This is a genomic window from Reyranella sp. GW821-FHT12G01, assembly GCF_058806575.1.
This window is the reverse complement of record NZ_JBXAPV010000003.1, coordinates 239,312-258,934: the sequence shown is the minus strand read 5'-3', so window position 1 is coordinate 258,934 and position 19,623 is coordinate 239,312. Positions and strand designations below refer to the sequence as shown.

15 protein-coding genes are annotated in these 19,623 nt (G+C 66.8%); 7 read left to right on the top strand and 8 right to left on the bottom strand.

What is annotated here, in order from left to right; all coding sequences use genetic code 11:
- The first annotated feature begins 168 nt into the window (after nucleotides 1–168).
- Together AC1RP5_RS26290 and AC1RP5_RS26285 are read left to right on the top strand one after the other, a co-directional pair.
- Nucleotides 169–759: a biliverdin-producing heme oxygenase gene (locus tag AC1RP5_RS26290; protein ID WP_493115702.1), complete on the top strand. Its 591-nt coding sequence runs from the start codon at nucleotides 169–171 to the stop codon at nucleotides 757–759.
- Nucleotides 752–3,313 carry an HWE histidine kinase domain-containing protein gene (locus AC1RP5_RS26285; protein WP_493115700.1) on the top strand — a complete coding sequence of 854 codons (2,562 nt, stop codon included), beginning with the start codon at nucleotides 752–754 and terminating at the stop codon, nucleotides 3,311–3,313. The genes AC1RP5_RS26290 and AC1RP5_RS26285 overlap by 8 nt, the downstream gene beginning before the upstream one ends.
- Here AC1RP5_RS26285 and AC1RP5_RS26280 read toward each other — a convergent pair whose 3' ends face one another.
- Both AC1RP5_RS26280 and AC1RP5_RS26275 read right to left on the bottom strand, forming a co-directional pair.
- Nucleotides 3,314–4,531, bottom strand: a complete 1,218-nt coding sequence (locus tag AC1RP5_RS26280) for an MFS transporter (RefSeq protein WP_493115698.1) — start codon at nucleotides 4,529–4,531, stop codon at nucleotides 3,314–3,316.
- A gap of 2 nt (nucleotides 4,532–4,533) precedes the next feature.
- Complete coding sequence (locus tag AC1RP5_RS26275; protein WP_493115696.1) at nucleotides 4,534–5,478, bottom strand: SMP-30/gluconolactonase/LRE family protein; 945 nt, start codon at nucleotides 5,476–5,478, stop codon at nucleotides 4,534–4,536.
- 87 nt (nucleotides 5,479–5,565) lie between these two features.
- On the opposite strand from AC1RP5_RS26275, the gene AC1RP5_RS26270 reads away from it, so the two are divergent.
- Complete coding sequence (locus AC1RP5_RS26270) at nucleotides 5,566–6,447, top strand: hypothetical protein (RefSeq protein ID WP_493115694.1); 882 nt, start codon at nucleotides 5,566–5,568, stop codon at nucleotides 6,445–6,447.
- A 145-nt stretch (nucleotides 6,448–6,592) separates the two neighbouring features.
- Nucleotides 6,593–8,458, top strand: a complete 1,866-nt coding sequence (locus AC1RP5_RS26265) for a dihydroxy-acid dehydratase domain-containing protein (RefSeq protein ID WP_493115693.1) — start codon at nucleotides 6,593–6,595, stop codon at nucleotides 8,456–8,458.
- Between the two features lie 151 nt (nucleotides 8,459–8,609).
- Here the strand turns inward: AC1RP5_RS26265 and AC1RP5_RS26260 are convergent, their stop codons facing one another.
- The 5 genes from AC1RP5_RS26260 to AC1RP5_RS26240 form a co-directional block, all read right to left on the bottom strand.
- On the bottom strand, nucleotides 8,610–10,283 hold the full coding sequence (locus AC1RP5_RS26260; protein ID WP_493115689.1) for a hydantoinase B/oxoprolinase family protein: 1,674 nt from the start codon (nucleotides 10,281–10,283) through the stop codon (nucleotides 8,610–8,612).
- Nucleotides 10,280–12,346, bottom strand: coding sequence for a hydantoinase/oxoprolinase family protein (locus AC1RP5_RS26255; protein WP_493115686.1), 2,067 nt, complete (start codon nucleotides 12,344–12,346; stop codon nucleotides 10,280–10,282). Before AC1RP5_RS26255 ends, AC1RP5_RS26260 begins: the two co-directional genes overlap by 4 nt.
- A 2-nt stretch (nucleotides 12,347–12,348) precedes the next feature.
- Nucleotides 12,349–13,311, bottom strand: coding sequence for a Bug family tripartite tricarboxylate transporter substrate binding protein (locus AC1RP5_RS26250; RefSeq protein ID WP_493115685.1), 963 nt, complete (start codon nucleotides 13,309–13,311; stop codon nucleotides 12,349–12,351).
- 24 nt (nucleotides 13,312–13,335) lie between these two features.
- Nucleotides 13,336–14,484 (bottom strand): aminotransferase class V-fold PLP-dependent enzyme, encoded by a 1,149-nt coding sequence (locus tag AC1RP5_RS26245; RefSeq protein ID WP_493115684.1) that lies wholly within the window; start codon nucleotides 14,482–14,484, stop codon nucleotides 13,336–13,338.
- Nucleotides 14,485–14,604: 120 nt separating this feature from the next.
- Nucleotides 14,605–14,793: a CsbD family protein gene (locus tag AC1RP5_RS26240; protein WP_493115683.1), complete on the bottom strand. Its 189-nt coding sequence runs from the start codon at nucleotides 14,791–14,793 to the stop codon at nucleotides 14,605–14,607.
- A 353-nt stretch (nucleotides 14,794–15,146) separates the two neighbouring features.
- Between AC1RP5_RS26240 and otsB the strand changes: the two genes are divergently transcribed.
- From otsB to AC1RP5_RS26225, 3 genes are read left to right on the top strand one after another with little or no spacing between them, the layout of a single operon-like run.
- Nucleotides 15,147–15,908 carry a trehalose-phosphatase gene (gene otsB, locus AC1RP5_RS26235; RefSeq protein ID WP_493115682.1) on the top strand — a complete coding sequence of 254 codons (762 nt, stop codon included), beginning with the start codon at nucleotides 15,147–15,149 and terminating at the stop codon, nucleotides 15,906–15,908.
- Complete coding sequence (locus tag AC1RP5_RS26230; protein WP_493115680.1) at nucleotides 15,905–17,704, top strand: glycoside hydrolase family 15 protein; 1,800 nt, start codon at nucleotides 15,905–15,907, stop codon at nucleotides 17,702–17,704. Before otsB ends, AC1RP5_RS26230 begins: the two co-directional genes overlap by 4 nt.
- Entirely contained in the window at nucleotides 17,689–19,071 is a 1,383-nt protein-coding gene (locus AC1RP5_RS26225; RefSeq protein WP_493115679.1) for an alpha,alpha-trehalose-phosphate synthase (UDP-forming), read from the top strand. Before AC1RP5_RS26230 ends, AC1RP5_RS26225 begins: the two co-directional genes overlap by 16 nt.
- A gap of 6 nt (nucleotides 19,072–19,077) precedes the next feature.
- On the opposite strand, the gene AC1RP5_RS26220 is transcribed toward AC1RP5_RS26225, so the two are convergent.
- A complete protein-coding gene (locus AC1RP5_RS26220) occupies nucleotides 19,078–19,596 on the bottom strand; it encodes a GNAT family N-acetyltransferase (RefSeq protein WP_493115677.1) in 519 nt (172 codons plus the stop codon).
- Nucleotides 19,597–19,623: the final 27 nt, after the last annotated feature.

Genomic DNA, 19,623 nt, shown 5'->3' with positions numbered 1-19,623 from the left:
TGTCGGGCCGGGTCCAGAGGTTCTACAGGCGCCTGCACGTGACGGCCAGCCGCTCTCCACAGCTACACATCCAGCTTCGCGGCGAACGCATTAACGCCGTTCCAGCCCGCGGGTTCCTGAAAAATATAGGCGGGCGGCCATCGAACATACGGGTAAATTTTGCGTAATATGACCCGAATGCCGCGAGTGCTTGATGTCACTGCGCGCGAACGACCTTCCGCCCGCCAGATGCTGCGTGCAGCGACGGCTGAACTTCATGCGGAGGTCGACGCGCGCTTTTCCGGTCCTTTCGACACGGACAAGGATGCCTATCGGGCGTTCCTGACGGCGCTTGCCCGCGCGGTGCTCCCGCTCGAGCGGGCGCTGGAGGAGGGCGGCGTCGATCGCCTCCTGCCGGACTGGCCGGCTCGCCGCCGCTCGGAAGCGCTGTTGCGCGATCTGGAAATTCTCGGCGCGACCGTGCCGGACCCCGTATCCGTGCCGGTGACGACCGACGAGGCCCGCCTGTTCGGCCGCCTCTATGTGCTCGAAGGCTCGCGACTGGGCGGCAAATTGCTGGCGAGGCGCGCCCGCGAGAATGTCGACGCGCAAGTCCGCGAGGCCACGCACTATCTTGGCCACGGTGCCGGCGCCGATTTCTGGCGCGAGTTCCTGCAGCGTCTCGAAGCGTCGGAAGCGGTCGCCGCATCGCCACAACGGACGATGCTGGGCGCGCGCGAGGCCTTTGGCCTGTTCGGGGCGGAACCGGCGCATGTCTGACGCCCCGAACGAAATCGGATCCGCTGCCCCCATTGGCACCGTCGACCTTACCAATTGCGACCGCGAGCCGATCCATCTGCTGGGCGCCGTCCAGCCCTTCGGCTTCCTGGTCGCCGTCGACAGCAAGCAGTGGACGATCACGCGGGTGTCGCGCAACGCCGTGGACTGGCTCGGCGTGGGCGCGATCGAGTTGCTCGGCCGTCCGGTCGAGGACGTGTTTACCCACGACGCGATCCACCTGATCCGCGGCCAGCTCCAGACGGCGGTCTTCACCAATACCGTGGCGCGTTCCTTCTCCGTGCCGCTGCTGACGAACGGCGCGCGGTTCGACATCGCCGTGCATGTCGTCGACGATTCCATCGTCATCGAATGCGAACCCTGCGTCGACGAGCAGGGCGTGAATTCCGGCGCGCTGGTCCGCGCCATGATCGCCCGGCTGCAGCAGACCACCGAGCTCAGGACCTTCTACCGGGTCGCGGCGCGTGAGATGCGCGGCCTCACCGGCTTCGACCGCGTGATGGTCTATCGCTTCGACCATGACGGGTCGGGCGAGGTGATCGCCGAATCGGCGCGCGGTGGGCTCGAAAGCTATCTCGGCCTGCACTATCCCGCGTCCGACATTCCCAAGCAGGCGCGCATCCTCTACGAGCGCAACTGGCTGCGCATCATCCCCGACATTTCCGCGCCGCCGGCCGCTGTGGAGCCCGGCATCATCAACGGGCGGCCGCTGGACCTCTCCATGAGCGTGCTGCGCACCGTCTCGCCGATCCATATCGAGTACTTGCAGAACATGGGCGTGGGCGCGTCGATGTCCGTGTCGATCCTGCGCGACGGCAAGCTGTGGGGCCTGTTCGCCTGCCATCATTATGCGCCGCACAACGTGCCGTTCGAGCGGCGCACCGCGGCCGAGTTGTTCGGGCAGATGTTCTCGCTCTTGATGGAGAGCCGCGAGCGCGACAACGAATCGACCTACGAAGCGCGCGCCCGCAAGCTGCACAACCAGCTCGTCACCCTGATGGCGGTGGAGGCGACCCGCTTCGACAGCATCGTCTCGCATCTCGACGAGATTGCCGACCTGCTGTCGTGCGACGGCATCGGCGTGTGGACGGGCGGCCATGCCACCTTGCAGGGCATGGCGCCGACGCAGGACCAGTTCACCGGTCTCATCGAACATCTGGCGCGGCGCGATCTGGGCGACGTGCTGGCCAGCCACGAGATTGCCGCCGAGTACCCGGCCGGCCGGGAATTCGCGGATCGCGCGGCGGGCATGCTCGTCGTGCCGCTGTCGCGGCCGGCCCGCGATTTCCTGATCTTCTTCCGCAAGGAAGTGGCTCGCTCGGTGAACTGGGCCGGTGATCCAAGCAAGCCGATGAGCATCGGCCCGCTGGGCGCGCGCCTGACGCCGCGCAAGAGCTTCGAACTGTGGCGCGAGACGGTGAGCGGCCAGTCGATCCCCTGGCAGCCGGTCGACGTGCGCATCGCCGAGAGCCTACGGGTCAGCCTGCTCGAGGTCATCCTGCGCCTCTCCGACATGACCGAGGTCGAGCGCAAGCGGGCGCAGGAGCGGCAGGAGCTGCTGATCGCCGAGCTGAACCACCGCGTTCGCAACATCCTGGGCCTGATCCGCGGTGTCATTTCGCAGAGCCGCGACCCCTCGCTGACGGTCGATGCCTTCACCGAGGTGGTCGGCGGACGCATCCAGGCACTGGCCCGCGCCCACGACCAGATCACCGCCGACAATTGGGGCCCGGCCTCGTTCCGCGGCCTCGTCTTCGCCGAGGCGGGAGCCTATCTCGGCGGCAAAGCCACGCGCGTGCGCCTCACCGGACCGGAAGTGCTGCTCGAACCGCAAGGCTTCACGACCCTGGCACTGGTCGTCCATGAGCTGATGACCAATTCGGCCAAGTACGGCGCGCTCAACGACAGTCACGGCCATATCGACATCGAGACCCGGCTCGATCCGCAGAAGAATCTTCACATCGTCTGGACCGAGAGCGGCGGCCCGCCGGTGAAGCCGCCGACGCGGCGCGGCTTCGGCACGACCGTCATCGAACGCTCGATTCCCTACGACCTGAAGGGCGAGGCTTCGGTCGACTACAACGTGGCGGGCGTGCGGGCGACGTTCGTCGTGCCGGCGGCCTACGTCCGCGCCGCGCCGGGCGTGCTGCCCGAAGCGGTCGAGGAGGCCGCGACAGGAATGGGCGCTGCCGACCTGCCGCGCGACGTATTGATCGTCGAGGACAACATGATCATCGCGCTCGATGCGGAGAGCGCCCTGATGCGCGCCGGCATCGAGACGGTGCGTGTCGCCGCCAGCGTGGCGCAGGCCATGAAGGCCATCTCCACGCGCGCGCCCGACTTTGCGCTGCTCGACATCAACCTGGGGCGCGAGACCAGCTTCGCCATCGCCGAGCATCTCGCCGCGCTTGGCATCAGGTTCGTCTTCACCACCGGCTACGGCGAGGACATCGCCTTTCCGCCCAAGCTTTTAGGCGTGCAGCGCGTGCGCAAGCCCTACACCGGCGACGCGCTGCTGGCGGCGATGCGCGGCTAGCTAGCCGGCCGCGAAGACGTTGCGGCGGTTCTGGCGGAACAACAGCCACCAGGCGACCGCACCGTTCAGCAGGTTCCAGGCGATGCCGTTGATGAAGGCGGCCCGGTAGGAGCCCGTCATGTCGAACAGCACGCCGCCCATCCAGCCGCCCAGCGCCATGCCGATCAGGGTCGAGGAAATCGCGAGGCTGACCCGGAAGCCTGCTTCCTTCGGCGAGAAGTATTCCCGCACGATGATGGCGTAGGACGGCACGATGCCGCCCTGGAACAGGCCGAACAGGGCCGAGGCCAGGTACAGCGAGTTGACCGAATCGTCGACCAGGTAGAAGACCAGCGCCACGCACTGCAAGGTCGAGCCCAGCAGCAGGGTCTTGATGCCGCCGACCCGGTCGGCGATCCAGCCCGAGGCGATGCGGCTCACGATGCCGAAGCCCAGCATCAGCGACAGCATCTCCGCGCCGCGCGCCACGCCGTAGCCGAGGTCCGCACAGTAGGCGACGATATGGACCTGCGGCATCGACATGGCGATGCAGCAGCCGATGCCGGCCACGATGAGGACGGCCTGCAGCCCGTTCGGCGAAAGCCCGAGCGAGCGCGGCGAATGGAGGGCGCCGCCGGGTGCACCCTGGGCCGCCGAGGTCTGCTCCTGCGGCGGCTTGCGGCGCAAGGTCAGCGCCAGCGGGATCATCGCGATGAAACACAGCGTGCCGGCGGCCCAGTAGGTCACTCGCCAGCCATGATCGGCGATCATGTGCTGGATGATCGAGGGCCAGATTGCGCCGGCCAGATAATTGCCCGACGCCGCGATGGCGACGGCGATGCCGCGACGCTTGTCGAACCAGTGCGAGATGTCGGCGACCAGCGGCGCGAAGGTCGCCGCCGCGCTAAAACCGATCAGCACCTGGGCCAGGGCGAACAGGGCCAGCGACGGCGTGAACGGCGCCAGCGCAAAGCCGACGGCGAGGCCTGTGGCGCTCAGGATGGCCGTGAGCACGATGCCGCGCTTGTCGACCAGCCGGCCCCAGGTGACGCCGCCGGCGAAGAAGCCCAGCGTGTTCATCGTGTAGGCGAACGAGATGTCGGCGCGCGTGATGCCGAGATCCTGCTGGATCGACGGCAACGCCACGACGAGGCACCACATGCCGATGCCGCCGACCGTGCTCAAGGTCACGCTGGCGGCAAGCCGCCACCAGGCGTAACTCGACTCGACTCCAGACATGATCAGCCGCCGATCGCGCCCTGCGTGTTGACGTAGAGCGCGTAGAGCGAGTGGCTGGCCGCCATGAACAGGCGGTTGCGGTAACGTCCGCCGAAGCAGACGTTGGCGCAGCGCTCCGGCAGGTCGATATGGCCGATCGGCTTGCCCGACGAATTGAAGATGCGCACGCCGTCGAGATCGTCGGAGCCCATGCCCCAGCCGCACCACAGGTTGCCGTCGACATCGACGCGGAAGCCGTCGGGCGAGCCGCCCGGACCGGCATCGATCAGCACCGAGCCCTTGCCGAGCGACGTGCCGTCGGCCGAGACGTCGTAGGACAGGATCGTGCGATGCGGCTCGGCGCGCGAGGCCACGACATAGAGCTTCTTCTCGTCGGGCGAGAAGGCGAGGCCGTTGGGACCGGGAATGTCGTCGACCATCATGGTGAGCTTGCCGGTCGTCGGATCGAGTCGGTAGACGGCGGGCTTGTTCTGGCTCTCTTCCTTGTGGCCCTCGTAGTAGCCGAGGATGCCGAAGGTCGGATCGGTGAACCAGACCGAGCCGTCGGACTTCACCACCACGTCGTTGGGCGAGTTGAGCGGCTTGCCGTTGTAGGAATCGGCCAGCACCGTGATGGCGCCGTCATACTCGAAGCGCACGACGCGGCGGGCATCGTGCTCGCAGGCGATCAGCCGGCCGCGGCGATCGCGCGTATGGCCGTTGGCGTTGTTCGAGGGCTTGCGGAAGATCGAGACGTTGCCCGTCTCCTCGTCCCAGCGCAGCACACGGTTGTTGGGAATGTCGCTCCACAGGAGGTAGCGGCCATCACCGAACCAGACCGGGCCCTCGGACCAGCGGCAGCCCGTGTAGAGCCGTTCGACCGAGGCCAGCATCAGCCGGTACTGGTTGAACGACGGATCGAGCACGCGCACCGCCGGATCGGGGTAGCGCTCGTTGGGCTGCCACATCTTGGTTTCCTCGTTTTATTTCGGCGCAGAGACTAGCGCCAAGCGGGCGCGCGCGCCTCCTTGGAATTGCAGGGCGACCGTGCGGGCATGGAGGACCTGCTGTTTCATCGTGTAGTTGCAATTCATCAGCAGGCTCTGCAACCTCTCGCCCGGAAATCGGGGGCGGGGATGAAACTGTTCGGCTTTATCAAACTGCTGACCTTGCTGGTCGCGATCGACCTGGGAACAGTCGCGGCGGCGATGGCGCAGCCTGCAACGTCATCGTCGGTCAAGGCAGACGACCCATTCACCTATTACTATCGCGACCCCCGGCCCGAGCGTCTGGTTGGCGTGCTCGATGCCCTTGGCAGGAAGCCGCAGGACTGGATCGCTTATCCACCCGTTGCCGGCCTTCTCGCCGTGGTGTTCTCGACCCAGCCGGGTTGGATCGAGAAGCTTGTTCCGGCTCAACTCGATGCCCGGTTGGCCACGACGATTGCCGCGGCCGTTCAACTGTCCGGCCAGCCCGTCCCGAAGAATTTGCAGGCCCGTCTGGCCCAGGCCGGAACGGATCCGACGCTTGCGGCCCAGTTCGCGGGCCTGCCGAACCGGTTGACCGACCTCAGGATCGCGATTCCGACCCACCTCGACATCCTGTGGGGGGCGTCTTTCGCCAGCGGAGACGGCCGATACGTCCTGATGATCATCGACTTCATGGCCCGGACGGCCAACCGGTCCGAACCCATCGCACTCGATGTCGCGCGGGTCGCCGCGGGGGCCGCACGCAAGGATTTTGGCGAACTGGGCAAGCTCAAGGACAAGTACGATCAGAGGCTTCTGCTCGAAATCGCGTATGCCGGGACGGCCGCCTGGGCGCTCACCTCCAACGCCCGTCAGCACGGCTTCGTCGATGCCACCGTGAAGCGCTACGTTTCCGAGCATCCGGAGACTTGGGCGGCGAAGGTGTTAGCCGTGCTGAAGGCCTCGTAAGGGCCGTCCTCGCTGGGTTTCGGGAAGCGGCCGGCGGCCTGTCACGGGACAGAAGAAATCGCGGGAATGGCCCGGCGGGCTTGTGATATATGACCCGCTCGCCCGAAGGCGGGCCAATGTCTGCAAGTCGTATGGGATGGTTGTGATGAAGCCGAAGTTTGTGACCATTGACCGGCACCCGGGCCGCTCGGCCCAGACCATCGGAGTGGCGCGCGCGCTCGGGACGGATGAGAACCTCATTCACGAGCCGTCGGTCGGCGTCGTCGGCACCAAGGGCGACAGCCAGTGCTATCTCGGCGTCCTGTCGAAGGTCGAGGCGATCCATGAGCAGCTCAAGGCGCGCATCGGCACGGGCCCGAACCAGCTCAAGATGCGCCTGGTCCAGCCCGAGTACACGATCGCCACCTCGGACGGCATCCGCAACGGCACGCGCGAGATGCGCTACTCGCTGATCGGTCGCGAAGTGACCCAGGACGCGCTGTGCGAGCATCTGAGCGCCACCGGCCTTGCCGGCACGATCGCGGTCGTGGCCTGCGACAAGCCGCCGGTCGGCACGCTCTCCGCACTGCTCGAGCACAATCTGCCGTCGATCATCATGTCGGACGGCGCGATCCACCCCGGCAAGGAGCCTAACACCGGCGAGGCGCTCGACATCGTAAGCGCCTACCAGGTCGCCGGCCATCCCGATGCCGACTACCGCCACCTGATCGCCTGCCATGCCTGCCCGGGCTACGGCAGCTGCGGCGGCATGTTCACCTACAACACCATGCAGACCTTCATCGGCGTGGTCGGCATGCAGCCGCTGCACATGGTGGCGCCGCCGTCGGACGATCCGCGTCGCACCGGCGAGTTCGCCGCCGAGCTGGTCGACCATCTCGCCAACCTGATCAAGAACGACTTGAAGCCGCGCGACATCGTCGTGCGCGATTCGATCCGCAACGCGATGATCGTGGCGATGGCGGTCGGCGGCTCGACCAACGTCGTGCTGCATGCTCCGGAAATCGCCCGCGCCGCCGGCTTCGGCGACTTCTGGAAGGACGTCGTGACGCCGGAGGAGTTCAACTACCTCTCGCAGAACATCGTGCCGGTGCTGACCGACGCGCGGCCCTACGGCAAGTATTCGATGGTCGACATCGACAAGGTGGGCGGCGTGCAGGTGATCGTGCGCGAGCTGCTCGACGCCGGGCTGCTGAACGGCGACGTGCTGACCTGCACCGGCGAGACGCTGGCCAAGCAGGTCGAGCGTCTCGGCGCCAAGAAGGCCGACGGCAAGGTCGTCTATCCGGTCGAGAAGCCCTACAAGCCGACCGGCGGCCTGCGCATGCTGGGCGGCAACCTGTCGCCGGACTTCTCGGCCATCCTGAAGCTCGCGGGTGTCGAAGGCGGCCTCGAGAACAACCTGTTCCGCGGCCGCGCCCGCGTGTTCGAGGGCGAGATGGGCTTGCTCAAGGCACTCGACGAGACGCCGGACACCTTCCAGAACCACGACATCGTCATCGTGCGCTACGAAGGACCGAACGGCGCCCCGGGCATGCCGGAGATGCTCGATCCGACCTCCCGCATCACGACGCTGTGCCGCGAGCGCAACATCGTCGTGGCCCTGATGACCGACGCGCGCTTCTCGGGTGGCTCGGTCGGCCTCGTGATTGGCCATGTCGGGCCTGAGGCCGCGATCGGCGGCCCGATCGGCCTGATCGAGGAGGGCGACGAGATCGTCGCCGACCTCAACATCAACGAGCTGAACTGCACCCAGCTCGCCGACCCGGCCATCTATGCCAAGCGCAAGGCGGCGTGGGACAAGGTCGTCGCCGACAATGGCGGCATCCATCCCAATTGCGGCATCGCCGACACGCGACTGCTCCATCGCGCCCGCACCAGCGCGGTGCCGGCGACGCGCGGCGGTGGCCTGCATCCCAACCGCGAGGTCTGGGTGCGTGCGCCACGCAAGGCCGAGCGCCAGAACTTCAAGCTGCGCAACAAGCACCGCCCGGAGTTCGACAAGAGCTTCTGACGTATTGCCGTCGTCTCGACCGTAGCCTCGCGCAGCGAGGCGGAGTGGAGAGACCTTTTTTCGGCGATTTGCCGGCTTGTGGTGGAGAGAAGGTCTCTCCACTCCGCGCTGCGCGCTCCGGTCGAGACGACGAAGCTTTTAGTGTTGCGCTCTAGTCGCCCTCGATGCCGTAGGCGGCTTTCGCCGCTTCCTTACTGACGAGGCCGAGCTTGATGTCGCGCTTGACGGCTTCGGGGTCGCGCTTCGCGGGATCGCCGTAGCCGCCGCCGCCGGGCATCTCGACGACCAGTCGCTCACCGGCCGGGATGGTCTGGAAGCCCTTGGCCTTCAGCTCCTGGCCCGAGGCCAGCGACAGGCGGCCGTTGCCGCCGGAGTGGCCGCCCTCGCGGCCGCGCGCCGGATACTTTACCCGCTCGAAGGTCGCGAAGATGCCGAACGGCGCTCCCTCGCGATGCTCGACCTCCATCACCTGTCCGAGGCCGCCGCGTTGTTCGCCGGCGCCGCCGGAATCCTGGCGGTACTCTTTCTTCCACACGACCACGGGCGCAATGGTTTCGGTGATCTCGACCGGCACGTTGCGCACGCCCGAGGGGAACGGCGTTGCCGACAATCCGTCGAGCGTCGGCCGCGCGCCGGTGCCGCCGGAATGGAAGGTCGTCACCATGAAGGGCCGGCTGTTGCCGATCGTGCCGGTCATGCCGTGGCCCGCGCCGAGCTTCAGGTTCCAGAGGTTGGATGTGCCCTCGGCCGGGACCTGGCCCGGGATCACCTGGTGCAGGGCGTCGAAGCAGACGTCGGGCAGCATGTGGCCGATCGTGCTGCGTGCGTTCACCGCCGCCGGATAAAGCGCGTTCACGATGGTGTTGTCCGGTGCCGTCACCAGGATCGAATCGAGCGTGCCGGCATTGTTCGGGATGGTCGGCGCCACGACGCACTTGATGCCGAAGGCGGTGTAGGCCTCGGTGTAGCACATCGGCGAATTGATGCCGTAGATCGACGAGCCCGAGGTGCCGGCATAGTCGACGGCGATGTGGTCGGCGTGGATCGTAACGGCGGCGTGCAGGTCGATCGGCGCGTCGTAGCCGTCGATGCGCATATGGCCCTTCCAGGTGCCGCGCGGCAATTTGGAGATGGCGGCGATCATGCCGGCGCGGCTCTTCTCGATGATGTGCGTGCCGAGTTCGTCGAGATTGTCGATGGCATGCTCGGCCATCATGTCGGAAAGCCGCTTCTCGCCGATGCCGTTGCAGCCGACCAGCGCATGGATGTCGCCCTCGACCTGCACCGGCTCGCGGACGTTGGCGCGCACGATGCGCATCACGCTCTCGTCGATCACGCCCTCGCGCATCAGCGGCAACAGCGGCAGGAACAGGCCCTCGTGGAACACCTGCCGCCCGTCGGGCGACTGGCCGAGGCCGCCAATGTCGACCACGTGCGTGGTGCAGGAGAACAGCGCCACCAGCTTGCCGTTGTGGAAGGCGGGCGAGGTGACGACGATGTCGTAGAGATGGCCGGTGCCTTTCCACGGATCGTTGGTGATGTAGGCATCACCTTCCTTCATCGTCTCGACCGGGAATTCGCGGATGAAGTGGATGACGCTGCGCGCCATCGAGTTCACATGGCCCGGCGTGCCGGTCACGGCCTGTGCCAGCATGCGGCCTTCGAGGTCGAACACGCCGGCCGAAATGTCGCCGGCCTCGCGCGCGCTGGTCGAGAAGGCGGTACGCACGAGGGCGCGGGCCTGCTCCTCGACGACCGAGAGCAGGCGGTTCCACATGACCTGCAGACGGATATCACCAAGCGGCGACTTCGTTGTCGTGCTCATGCGCGGTCCTCCAGGACGATCTGGCCCACTTCGTTGATATGGGCGGTGAAGCCATTGGGAACGACGGTGGTGGTGCCATCCTCGACGATCAGCGCCGGCCCGTCGAACGTCATGCCGGGCTGCAGCGCGTTGCGCTCGTAGAGCGCGGCCTGCTCCTTGTGGCCGCTGGCCGGATCGAGCACCTCGCGATGCCCCGACGGCGCCGGCGCGGCTTTCTTTGCAACCGGCCTGGCGGGAGCGGGCAGCGGACGGTCGGTGGCAAGCGACAGGGTCCAGGTCAGCGCCTCGACCTCGAGCTTGGGAATGGCACGACCGAACACCTGCTCGTAGGTCGCCTCGAAGCGGCGGCGCAGTTCGCCCGCCCCATCGGCGGCGAAGGGTGCGTTGGGCAGCGGCACGGCGATCTCGTGGCCCTGGCCGCGGTAGCGCATGAAGGCCTGGCGGGATTCGACCAGCGTCTCGCCGGGCGCCGCCGGTCGCACGACCGCTTCGGCCTCGGCGCGCATCGCCGCAAACAGCTCGTTCAGCATCTTGGCGTCGAGCATGTCGAGCCGCATGTGGCGCGTGCGCACGACCTCGTAGGCGATGGAGGCGCGCAGGAAGCCGAAAGCCGAGCCGACGCCCGCGCCGACCGGCACGATCACCTGCTTCATGCCGAGCTTGCGAGCGAGGCGCGCGGCATGCAGCGGTGCCGCACCGCCGAACGCGATCAGCGCGCGGTCGGCCGTGTCCTTGCCGTTCTCGACGGCATGCACGCGGGCGGCACTTGCCATCGTCTCGTCGACGATCTCGGCCACACCGGCGGCTGCGCCCTGCGCATCCGTCTGGAGCGGGCCGGCGAGCGATTGCAGCGCCGCCTCGGCCTTGTCGCGATGGAGCGGGATGGCGCCGCCCGCGAAGCGCGTCGGATCGAGGCGGCCGAGGGCGGTGTCGGCGTCGGTCACGGTGGGCTCGGTGCCGCCGCGGCCATAGCTTGCCGGGCCGGGCACGCTGCCGGCCGAATCGGGGCCGACCTGGATGCGGCCCAGCGCATCGATGCGCGCGATCGAGCCGCCGCCGGCGCCGATCTCGACCAGCTCGATCACGGGAATGCGCACCGGCAGGCCGGAGCCCTGCACGAAGCGATAGGCGCGCGCGACCTCGAACTGGCGCGAACGCTGCAGTTCGAGATCGTCGAGCAAAGTGAGCTTGGCGGTGGTGCCGCCCATGTCGAAGGCGACGGCCTTGCGGGCATCGTTTTCGGCCGCAACGGTGCGAGCGAGGATTGCGCCGCCGGCCGGCCCCGATTCGACCAGGCGCACTGGATAGCGCCGTGCCGTGTCGACGGTCGTGATGCCGCCCGACGACATCATCAGCAGGAGCGGGCCCGCGATGCCTTCCTTCTTCAGGTCGGCTTCGAGCTGGCCGAGGTAGCCCGCCATGCGCGGCAGCACATAGGCGTTGGCGATTGTCGTCGAGGTGCGCTCGTATTCGCGAATCTCGGGGCAGACCTCGCAGGAGAGCGACACGGCGATGCCGGGTAGTTCCTCGGCGAGGATCGCACCGGTGCGACGCTCATGCGCCTCGTTGGTGAAGCTGTGCAGGAAGCAGACGGCGACGGCCTCGATCTTCTCGGCCTTCAACTGCTTCGCGACGCGGCGCACGGCTGCCTCGTCGAGCGCCAGCAGAACTGCGCCGTCAGAAGCGACGCGTTCGGGCACGCCGAAGCGCAGGTCGCGCGACACCAGCGGCTGCGGCCGCTCCATATAGATGTCGTATTGCTCGAAGCGGTGCTCCCAGGCCATCTCGACGGAATCACGGAAGCCTTCCGTGGTGATCAGCGCAGTGCGCGCACCCTTGCGCTCGATCAGCGCGTTGGTGGCCAGCGTCGTGCCATGCACGACCAGGCTCACATCCTGCGGCCGGCATTTCGCTTCGGCCAGGATGGAGCGCACGCCTTCCAGCACGGCGCGCTCAGGCGCGTCGGGCGTGGTCAGGACCTTGGTGGCGTGGGATTTCGTGCCGGTTTCGAGCACGACGTCGGTGAATGTGCCGCCGATATCAACGGCCAGACGGGATGACATTTCTACTCGTCGATCTTGATGTTGCCCTTGCGCACCACGTCGCCCCAGGTGACGGAATCGCGCTTGAGGAAGGCCGTGAAGTCGGCCGGGGAGAGAAGGGCTGGGGTGAGGCCGTTCTCGTCGTACTTCTTCTTCACGTCGGGCTCGGCCAGCACCTTGGCAATGGCGGCGTTCAGCCGGTCGACGATGGGCTTGGGCGTGCCGGGAGGGGCGGCGAGCCCGTACCAGTTCTCCGCCTCGTAGCCCTTCACGGCTTCGGCGAGCGCGGGCGTATCTGGCAGGACGGGCCAGCGCTCGGGCGAGGTCACGGCCATGGCGCGCGCCTTGCCGCCGCGGATCAGGCTGAGCGTCGCGGGATCGCCGAAATAGGCGTCGACGACACCGGAGGCGAGATCGTTCAGCGCCGGGCCGGTGCCGCGATAGGGCACATGCACCATCTTGAGGCCCGACATCTGGGTGAAGAGTTCGCCCGCGAGATGCTGGCTGGTGCCGATGCCGCCCGACGCCCAGCGCAGTTCCTGCTTCTTCGCCAGTTCCATGAACTCGGGCAGTGTCTTGGCCGGCAGGTCGTTGCGCACGGCGACGATGAAGGGCATGCGCACCAGCCGCGTGATCTGCGTCAGCGCCATCGGATCGTAGGGCATCTTGCGCAGGTGCGGCCCGGCCGTCAGCGTGCCGGCGCCGGTCAGCGAGAGCGTGTAGCCGTCCGGCGGTGCATGCGACATCGCCTCGACACCAATGATGCCGCCGGCGCCACCCTTGTTCTCGACCACGATCGTCTGGCCCAGTTCCTTCGACAGCGGCTCCATCATCAGCCGAGCCGTCAGGTCGACGCCGCCGCCGGGCGGGAAGGGCACGATGATCTTGATCGGCCGTTCGGGATACTTGGCCTGCGCCGAAGCGGCGCGGGCGATCAGCGGCGACGCGAGTGCCGCGACCAAAATCTGTCGACGAGTGTTACGCAAAACGATCCCCTTCTCAGCGCCTGGTTACAGCGCGACCTTCTTGAAGACTTCGACGAAGCGGTCGACATCCTGCTCGTCGTTGTAGACGTGCGGGCTGATGCGCAGGCGGCCGAGGCGCGGCGCGGCATAGACATTTTCCGCGGCGAGCTTCTTCGGCAGATCGTCGTCCATGCCCTTGGGGAACTGCAGGCAGAGGAGGTGCGGCGCGCGCAGCTTGCGATCGAGCACGCGCACGCCGCTGTTGGCCAGCCCGTCGGCCAGCCGGTCGGTCAACATGCCGAGACGCGCGACGATCGGATCGTTGCCCCAGCCCGCCATCATCTCCATGCCGACCGCGGCCATTTCGAGGGTGATGAAGTGGTCGCGCTCGCCCATGTCGTAGCGGCGCGCACCGTCTGCATAGGAGAGGTCGCGGAAATAGACCTTCTGCTCGGCCGCGACGCCCTTGCGCGCCGGCGCGGTCTGCTCCAGCGGCACGCCGTTCTGGTGGCGCTTGGCGACATACAGGAACGCGCGCCCGTAGGGGCCCAGCACCCACTTGTAGGTCGGGAAGATCAGGAAGTCGGGATCGAGCGTCTTAACGTCGATGCGGCGGACGCCGGCATCGTGCGTCGCATCGACCAGGAAGGCCGCGCCCTTCTGCCGGATCGCCTCGGCGATGCGCGACAGGTCGAGCGAGCCGCCATCCGACCAGTGCACCGAGGAAATCGAGACCAGCGAGAGTGGTGCCGCATCCTTGCGGGCAATCGCTTCCAGCACGGCCGCGGTCCAGTCGCCGTCGCCCGGCTGCTTCACCTGCTCGACGGTGTAGGCGCCTTGCTCGGCGCGGCTCATCCATTCGAGCACCGGAGACGTGTGGTCGTCCTGCAGCACCAGCACGCGGCTGCCGCGCGGCAGGGTCATCACCTTGCCGGCGGTCGAGACGCCGTAGCCGACCGATGGGATGAGGGCGATGTCGGCAGCATCAGCGCCGATCAGCATGGCGGCCGCGCTACGCGCGCGCTCGTACTGCTTCGACATGAAGTCCGCATCGAGCTTCCACGGCTGGCCCTTGCGGCCGACGCCGATCCTGCCGGCTTCCTGCACCGCGAGCGGCAGCGGGCTCCAGGCGGCAGCATTGAGGAAGCAGATGTCGCGCGGGATGTCGAACAGATCGCGTTGGGAGGGGAGCATTGGAGCCGTCGTCGGTGAAGAGACGGCGAGCCTAGGCCAATCGCGGGCAAAGAAAAAGGACGCCCGCCTTGCGGCGGACGCCCTTTCACTCTCTTCCGAAAAGCTTCGGAGGCGGCGACCTTAGTTGTCGATCGCCTTCTTCAGCGCTTCCTTGGCATTGCCGACGGCCTGCTGCGCATGGCCCTTGGCTTCCTGCACGGCGCCCTCGACCTTCATCTTGTCGCTGTCGACCGCGTTACCAATGCCCTGCTTGGCCTTGCCGACGGCTTCGTTGGTGACGCCCTTGATCTTGTCGGTAGTGCTGCTCATGACAGTCTCCTCTGGTGAATGATTTCGTGCCTGTTCAACGCCGCCTGTGCGAAGGCGTTGCTGCGTTTGCGTCATTACCGTCGGTCATTGTGGCGCACCGCCTGTCTGCCAATGCCTGCGCAGCCTCCGGGCAGGCGAATCGTTCTCTATGTAGATGGGTCTGCTTCCCTGACCCATTCGCCTCACTATTGCCGTAGCGAAACGGCTTTTGGGGGGAACCACCGTCGTTTCGGAGCGTTGAACGACCACGCGCTAGGCGCGGCCGCTCGCTCGGGACGGCCCCCGAACCGCGGCGTGTTGTGGTCGAGAGAGCCCCTTCGCGCCCTAGGCATCCAAGGCGCAAAGGGGACGAGATGGCTGCAACGGATTTCGACTACGGTTCTGCTCTATTCCTCGATCTCGACGGCACCTTGCTGGAGATCGCCGCGACGCCGGAGTTGGTCGTCGTACCGCCGGCGCTGCCCGGACTTCTCGCTCATCTCCATGCGCTGCTCGGGGGCGCGCTCGCCATCGTGAGTGGGCGCTCGCTCAAGACCATCGATCAACTCCTGAAGCCGTTCACCTCGGCTGCAGCAGGCGAGCATGGAGTCACTTTACGATTCAGTGATGGTACCGTCGAAGAGATGCCCGCCGGTATTGCCGTGACCGAAGCGTGGCGCGATTCGCTCGTGGCCGCCACCGAGCGTTGGCCCGGCGTCCTCATCGAACCCAAACCGCATGGCTGCGCGATTCATTACCGTCTGGCACCGGAGCGGCATGACGATGTGTGGCGGGTCGTGCGTGCGCTCGTGCCCGACGATCATCCATGGTTCCGCCTGATCCCGGCGCGCGAGGCCGTGGAGATCGGGCCGCGCTCCACCTCCAAGGGGCATGCGGTCGAGCGATTCATGAAGGACAGCGCCTTCAAGGGGCGCCGGCCGATCTTCGTGGGCGACGATTTCACCGACGAAGCGGGCATGAGTGCGGCGCGACGGCATGGCGGCGAAGGGTTGCGGGTGCAGGAAGTGTTCGACGGCGATCCGGCGCAGGTGCGCGCCTGGCTGTCGCGCAATGCCGAGCGCCTGGCGGGAACGCCTTCCGTGCAGCAGCCGGCGGCGGCGGGCGCCTCTGTATGAGCAGCCTCGATCTCGGGGTTGTCGGCAACTGCTCGATCGCGAGCCTGATCGATCGCAACGGTCGCCATGTCTGGCACGGGCTGGGACGGCTCGACGGTGACCCGGTGTTCAACGCATTGCTGGGCGGCAAGGACCCGCAAGCAGGCTTCATGGACGTCGTCGTCGAAGGCATGAAGGAGAGCCGGCAGCGCTACGTGCCCAACACGGCGATCCTCGAAACGACGATCGACGGCGCTGGCGGCACCGCGCGCATCTGGGATTTCGCACCGCGCTTCCGCCGCTTCGGCCGCATGTTCCGCCCGCCGATGCTGGTGCGCCGGCTGGAGCCGATCGCCGGCCGGCCGCGCGTCACGGTGCGCCTGCGTCCGACCTTCGACTACAACGCCCACAAGGCGCAGGTCACCGTCGGCAGCAATCACATCCGTTACTATGGCGATGCCTCGGTGCTGCGTCTCACGACCGATGCTTCGCTGAACTACGTATTGCATGAAACCGAATTCTCGCTCGACCGTCCGCTGACTCTGATCGTCGGCGCCGACGAGAGCATCACCGACAATGTCGACCAGCTCTCGCGCTCGTTCCTGTCCGAGACCGAGGTCTATTGGCAGGGCTGGGTCCGCGACCTCAACATCCCTTTCGACTGGCAGGTCGCGGTGATCCGCGCCGCCATCACCCTGAAGCTCTGCAGCTACGAGGACACCGGCGCGGTGCTGGCGGCGCTGACCACGTCGGTGCCGGAGGCGGCCGGCACGGTGCGTAACTGGGATTACCGCTTCACCTGGCTGCGTGACGCCTTCTTCACCGTGACGGCGCTCAATCGCCTGTCCGCGACGCGTACCATGGAAAGCTACGTGCGCTTCATCGTCGATGTGGTCGAAGCCGGCAGCACGCGCGGCGAGGTCCACAACGTGGCGCCTCTGTTCCCGATCGCTCCCGGCACCGACACGATGGAACGGCTGATCGAGACCTTGCCGGGCTATCGCGGCTATGGGCCGGTGCGCATCGGCAATGCCGCCGTCGGCCAGCGCCAGAACGACGTCTATGGCTCGATGGTGCTGACGGCAGCGCAGATGTTCTGGGACGAGCGCCTGCCGCGCCAGGGCGACGTCGAGCTCTATCGCCAGCTCTGCGTCGTCGGCAACGAGGCGCACCGTGCGGCCCTCACGCCCGATGCCGGTCTCTGGGAATATCGCGAGCGTGAGGAGGTCCATACTTTCTCGGCTGCCATGTGCTGGGCCGCGCAGCATCGGCTCGGCCTGATCGCGCGCCGCGTCGGCTTCGACGGCGAATCGCGCGAATGGCTCGCCAAGGCGGGCGTGCTGCGCCAGGAGATCCTGCAACGTGGCACCACGTCGGAAGGCTGGCTGTCGGGCGTGCTCGATCGCGACATGGCCGACGCTTCCAGTCTTGTGTTCCCGGAGATCGGCCTGCTGCGCTCCGACGATCCGCGTTTTCATGCGACGCTCGACATGGTGTCGAAGAAGCTGATGAAGAACGGCTTCCTGATGCGCTACATCGAGTCCGACGATTTCGGCGCGCCCTCGAACGCCTTCCTGCTCTGCACCTTTTGGTACATTGATGCATTGGTCAGCGTCGGCCGGCGGGAGGAAGCGCTCGAGCTTTTCAACAACGTGCTGTCGCGGCGCAATCACGTTGGTCTCCTTTCGGAAGACCTCGATCCGCGCACCGGCGAACTGTGGGGTAACTTCCCGCAGACCTACAGCCAGGTCGGCTTGATCCTATCGGCCATGCGGCTCTCGCGGAGCTGGGAAGAGGGGCTATGGCACGCCTCGTAGTCGTCTCCAACCGGGTGCCGGTGCCGAAGGCGCGCAGCGCGGCGGCGGGCGGTCTGGCGGTCGCCCTGAGCGACCTGATGACGCCTGGCGCCATGTGGTTCGGCTGGAGCGGTCGCCTCAGTTCTGAACCGTCGCCGCATCCTGCCATCGTCGAAGCGCGCGGCGTGACCTATGCCACGGTCGACCTGATGCCCGACGCCTATCGCGGCTTCTATGTCGGCTTCGCCAATGGCGCGCTGTGGCCGTTGCTGCATTTCCGTCTCGGCCTGATGCATTTCCGGCGCGAGGATTACGAAGGTTATCTTTCGGTCAATCGCTCGTTCGCCTCGGCGCTGGCGCCTCTGCTGCAGGGCGACGACACGGTCTGGGCGCACGACTACCATCTCATCCCCTTTGCCCGCCTGCTGCGCAAGGAAGGCTTCGGGGGTCGCATAGGCTTCTTCCTGCACGTGCCCTTCGTGCCGCCGTCGATGCTCGAAGCCATGCCGGTGGCACGCGAACTGGTGGCCGATCTCTGTGCTTACGATCTCGTGGGTTTCCAGACTGAAGAGCATGCGCGCGACTTCCGCGACTGCGCGCAGCGCATGCTGGGCGCCACGGTCGAGGGCGAGTGGATCCGCATCGCCGGCCGCAAGGTGCGTGCGTTCGCCGACCCGATCGGAATCGATGCGCAGACCTTCGCGCAGGACGCCGAACGCGCCGAAGGCGACAAGGCGGTGCAGATGGTCGCCGGCAGCCTGCTCAATCGCGCACTCGCGATCGGCGTCGATCGGCTCGACTATTCCAAGGGCCTGCCGCATCGCTTCGAGGCGTTCGGCCGCCTGCTGGAAAAGCATCCCGAGCACAAGCGGCAGATCCATTTCCTGCAGATCTGTCCGCGCTCGCGCGAGGAGGTCGACGAGTATCGCAAGCTGCGCACCGAGCTCGATCGGCTGGCGGGACGAATCAACGGCCGCTTCTCGGAGTTTGATTGGACACCGTTGCGCTATTCGACGCGCGGTGCACCACGGTCGACGCTTGCTGGTCTCTATCGCCTTGGCCGCATCGGCGTGGTGACGCCGCTGCGCGACGGCATGAACCTGGTGGCCAAGGAATTCGTCGCCGCCCAGTCCGACGAGGATCCGGGCGTGCTGGTCCTGTCGCAATTCGCCGGCGCGGCGCAAGACCTCACCGAGGCGCTGATCGTCAATCCATTCGATCCCGACGCCATTGCGGATGCCATGCATGTGGCGCTGACGATGCCGTTGTCGGAGCGGCAGGAGCGGCACAGCGTGCTGAAGGAGAAGGTGTTGCGCACGACGGCCGAAGCCTATTGCCGGCGCTTCATCGAGGCGCTCGAGGCGCCGGTAATCGCGCGCGCCGCTTAGGTGCGGTCAGGAAACCAGGCCGAACGCCGCCGGATAGACCACCAACCCGTCGTCGCCGTCGAGAGCGCCGGGCACCAGCTCCAGCGCCATGAAGGAATCGCCCTCGAAGGGCGCATCGAGGCCGCTCGCCAGTTCGGCCGAGAAGCCGAAGCGCGGATAGTAGTCGGGATGGCCCAGCACCACGACGGCCTGCCATTCGCGCCGCCGTGCCAGTTCCAGCCCGGCTTCGACCAGCGCACTGCCGATGCCCATGCCCTGATGGGCGGGATGAACGCACATCGGCGCGAGCGACAAGGTCGGGATGGCGTCGTCGTCGACCATGGTCGTCAGCGCACTGAACAGGATGTGGCCAACGACTTCCCCGTTCTCGATGGCCACGAGTTCGACAGCGTCGATGAACGCATCGCGCAGCTCCTCGATCAACTTGCCCTCGAACGTGCCGCCGAAGACCAGATCGTTGAGTTGCCGGATCGCATTGTCGTCCGACGGTTCGCGCTCGCGAATTAGCACGGTATTAGGATCCATTTCCGGAGTGCTTTCTGGTCGCATCGA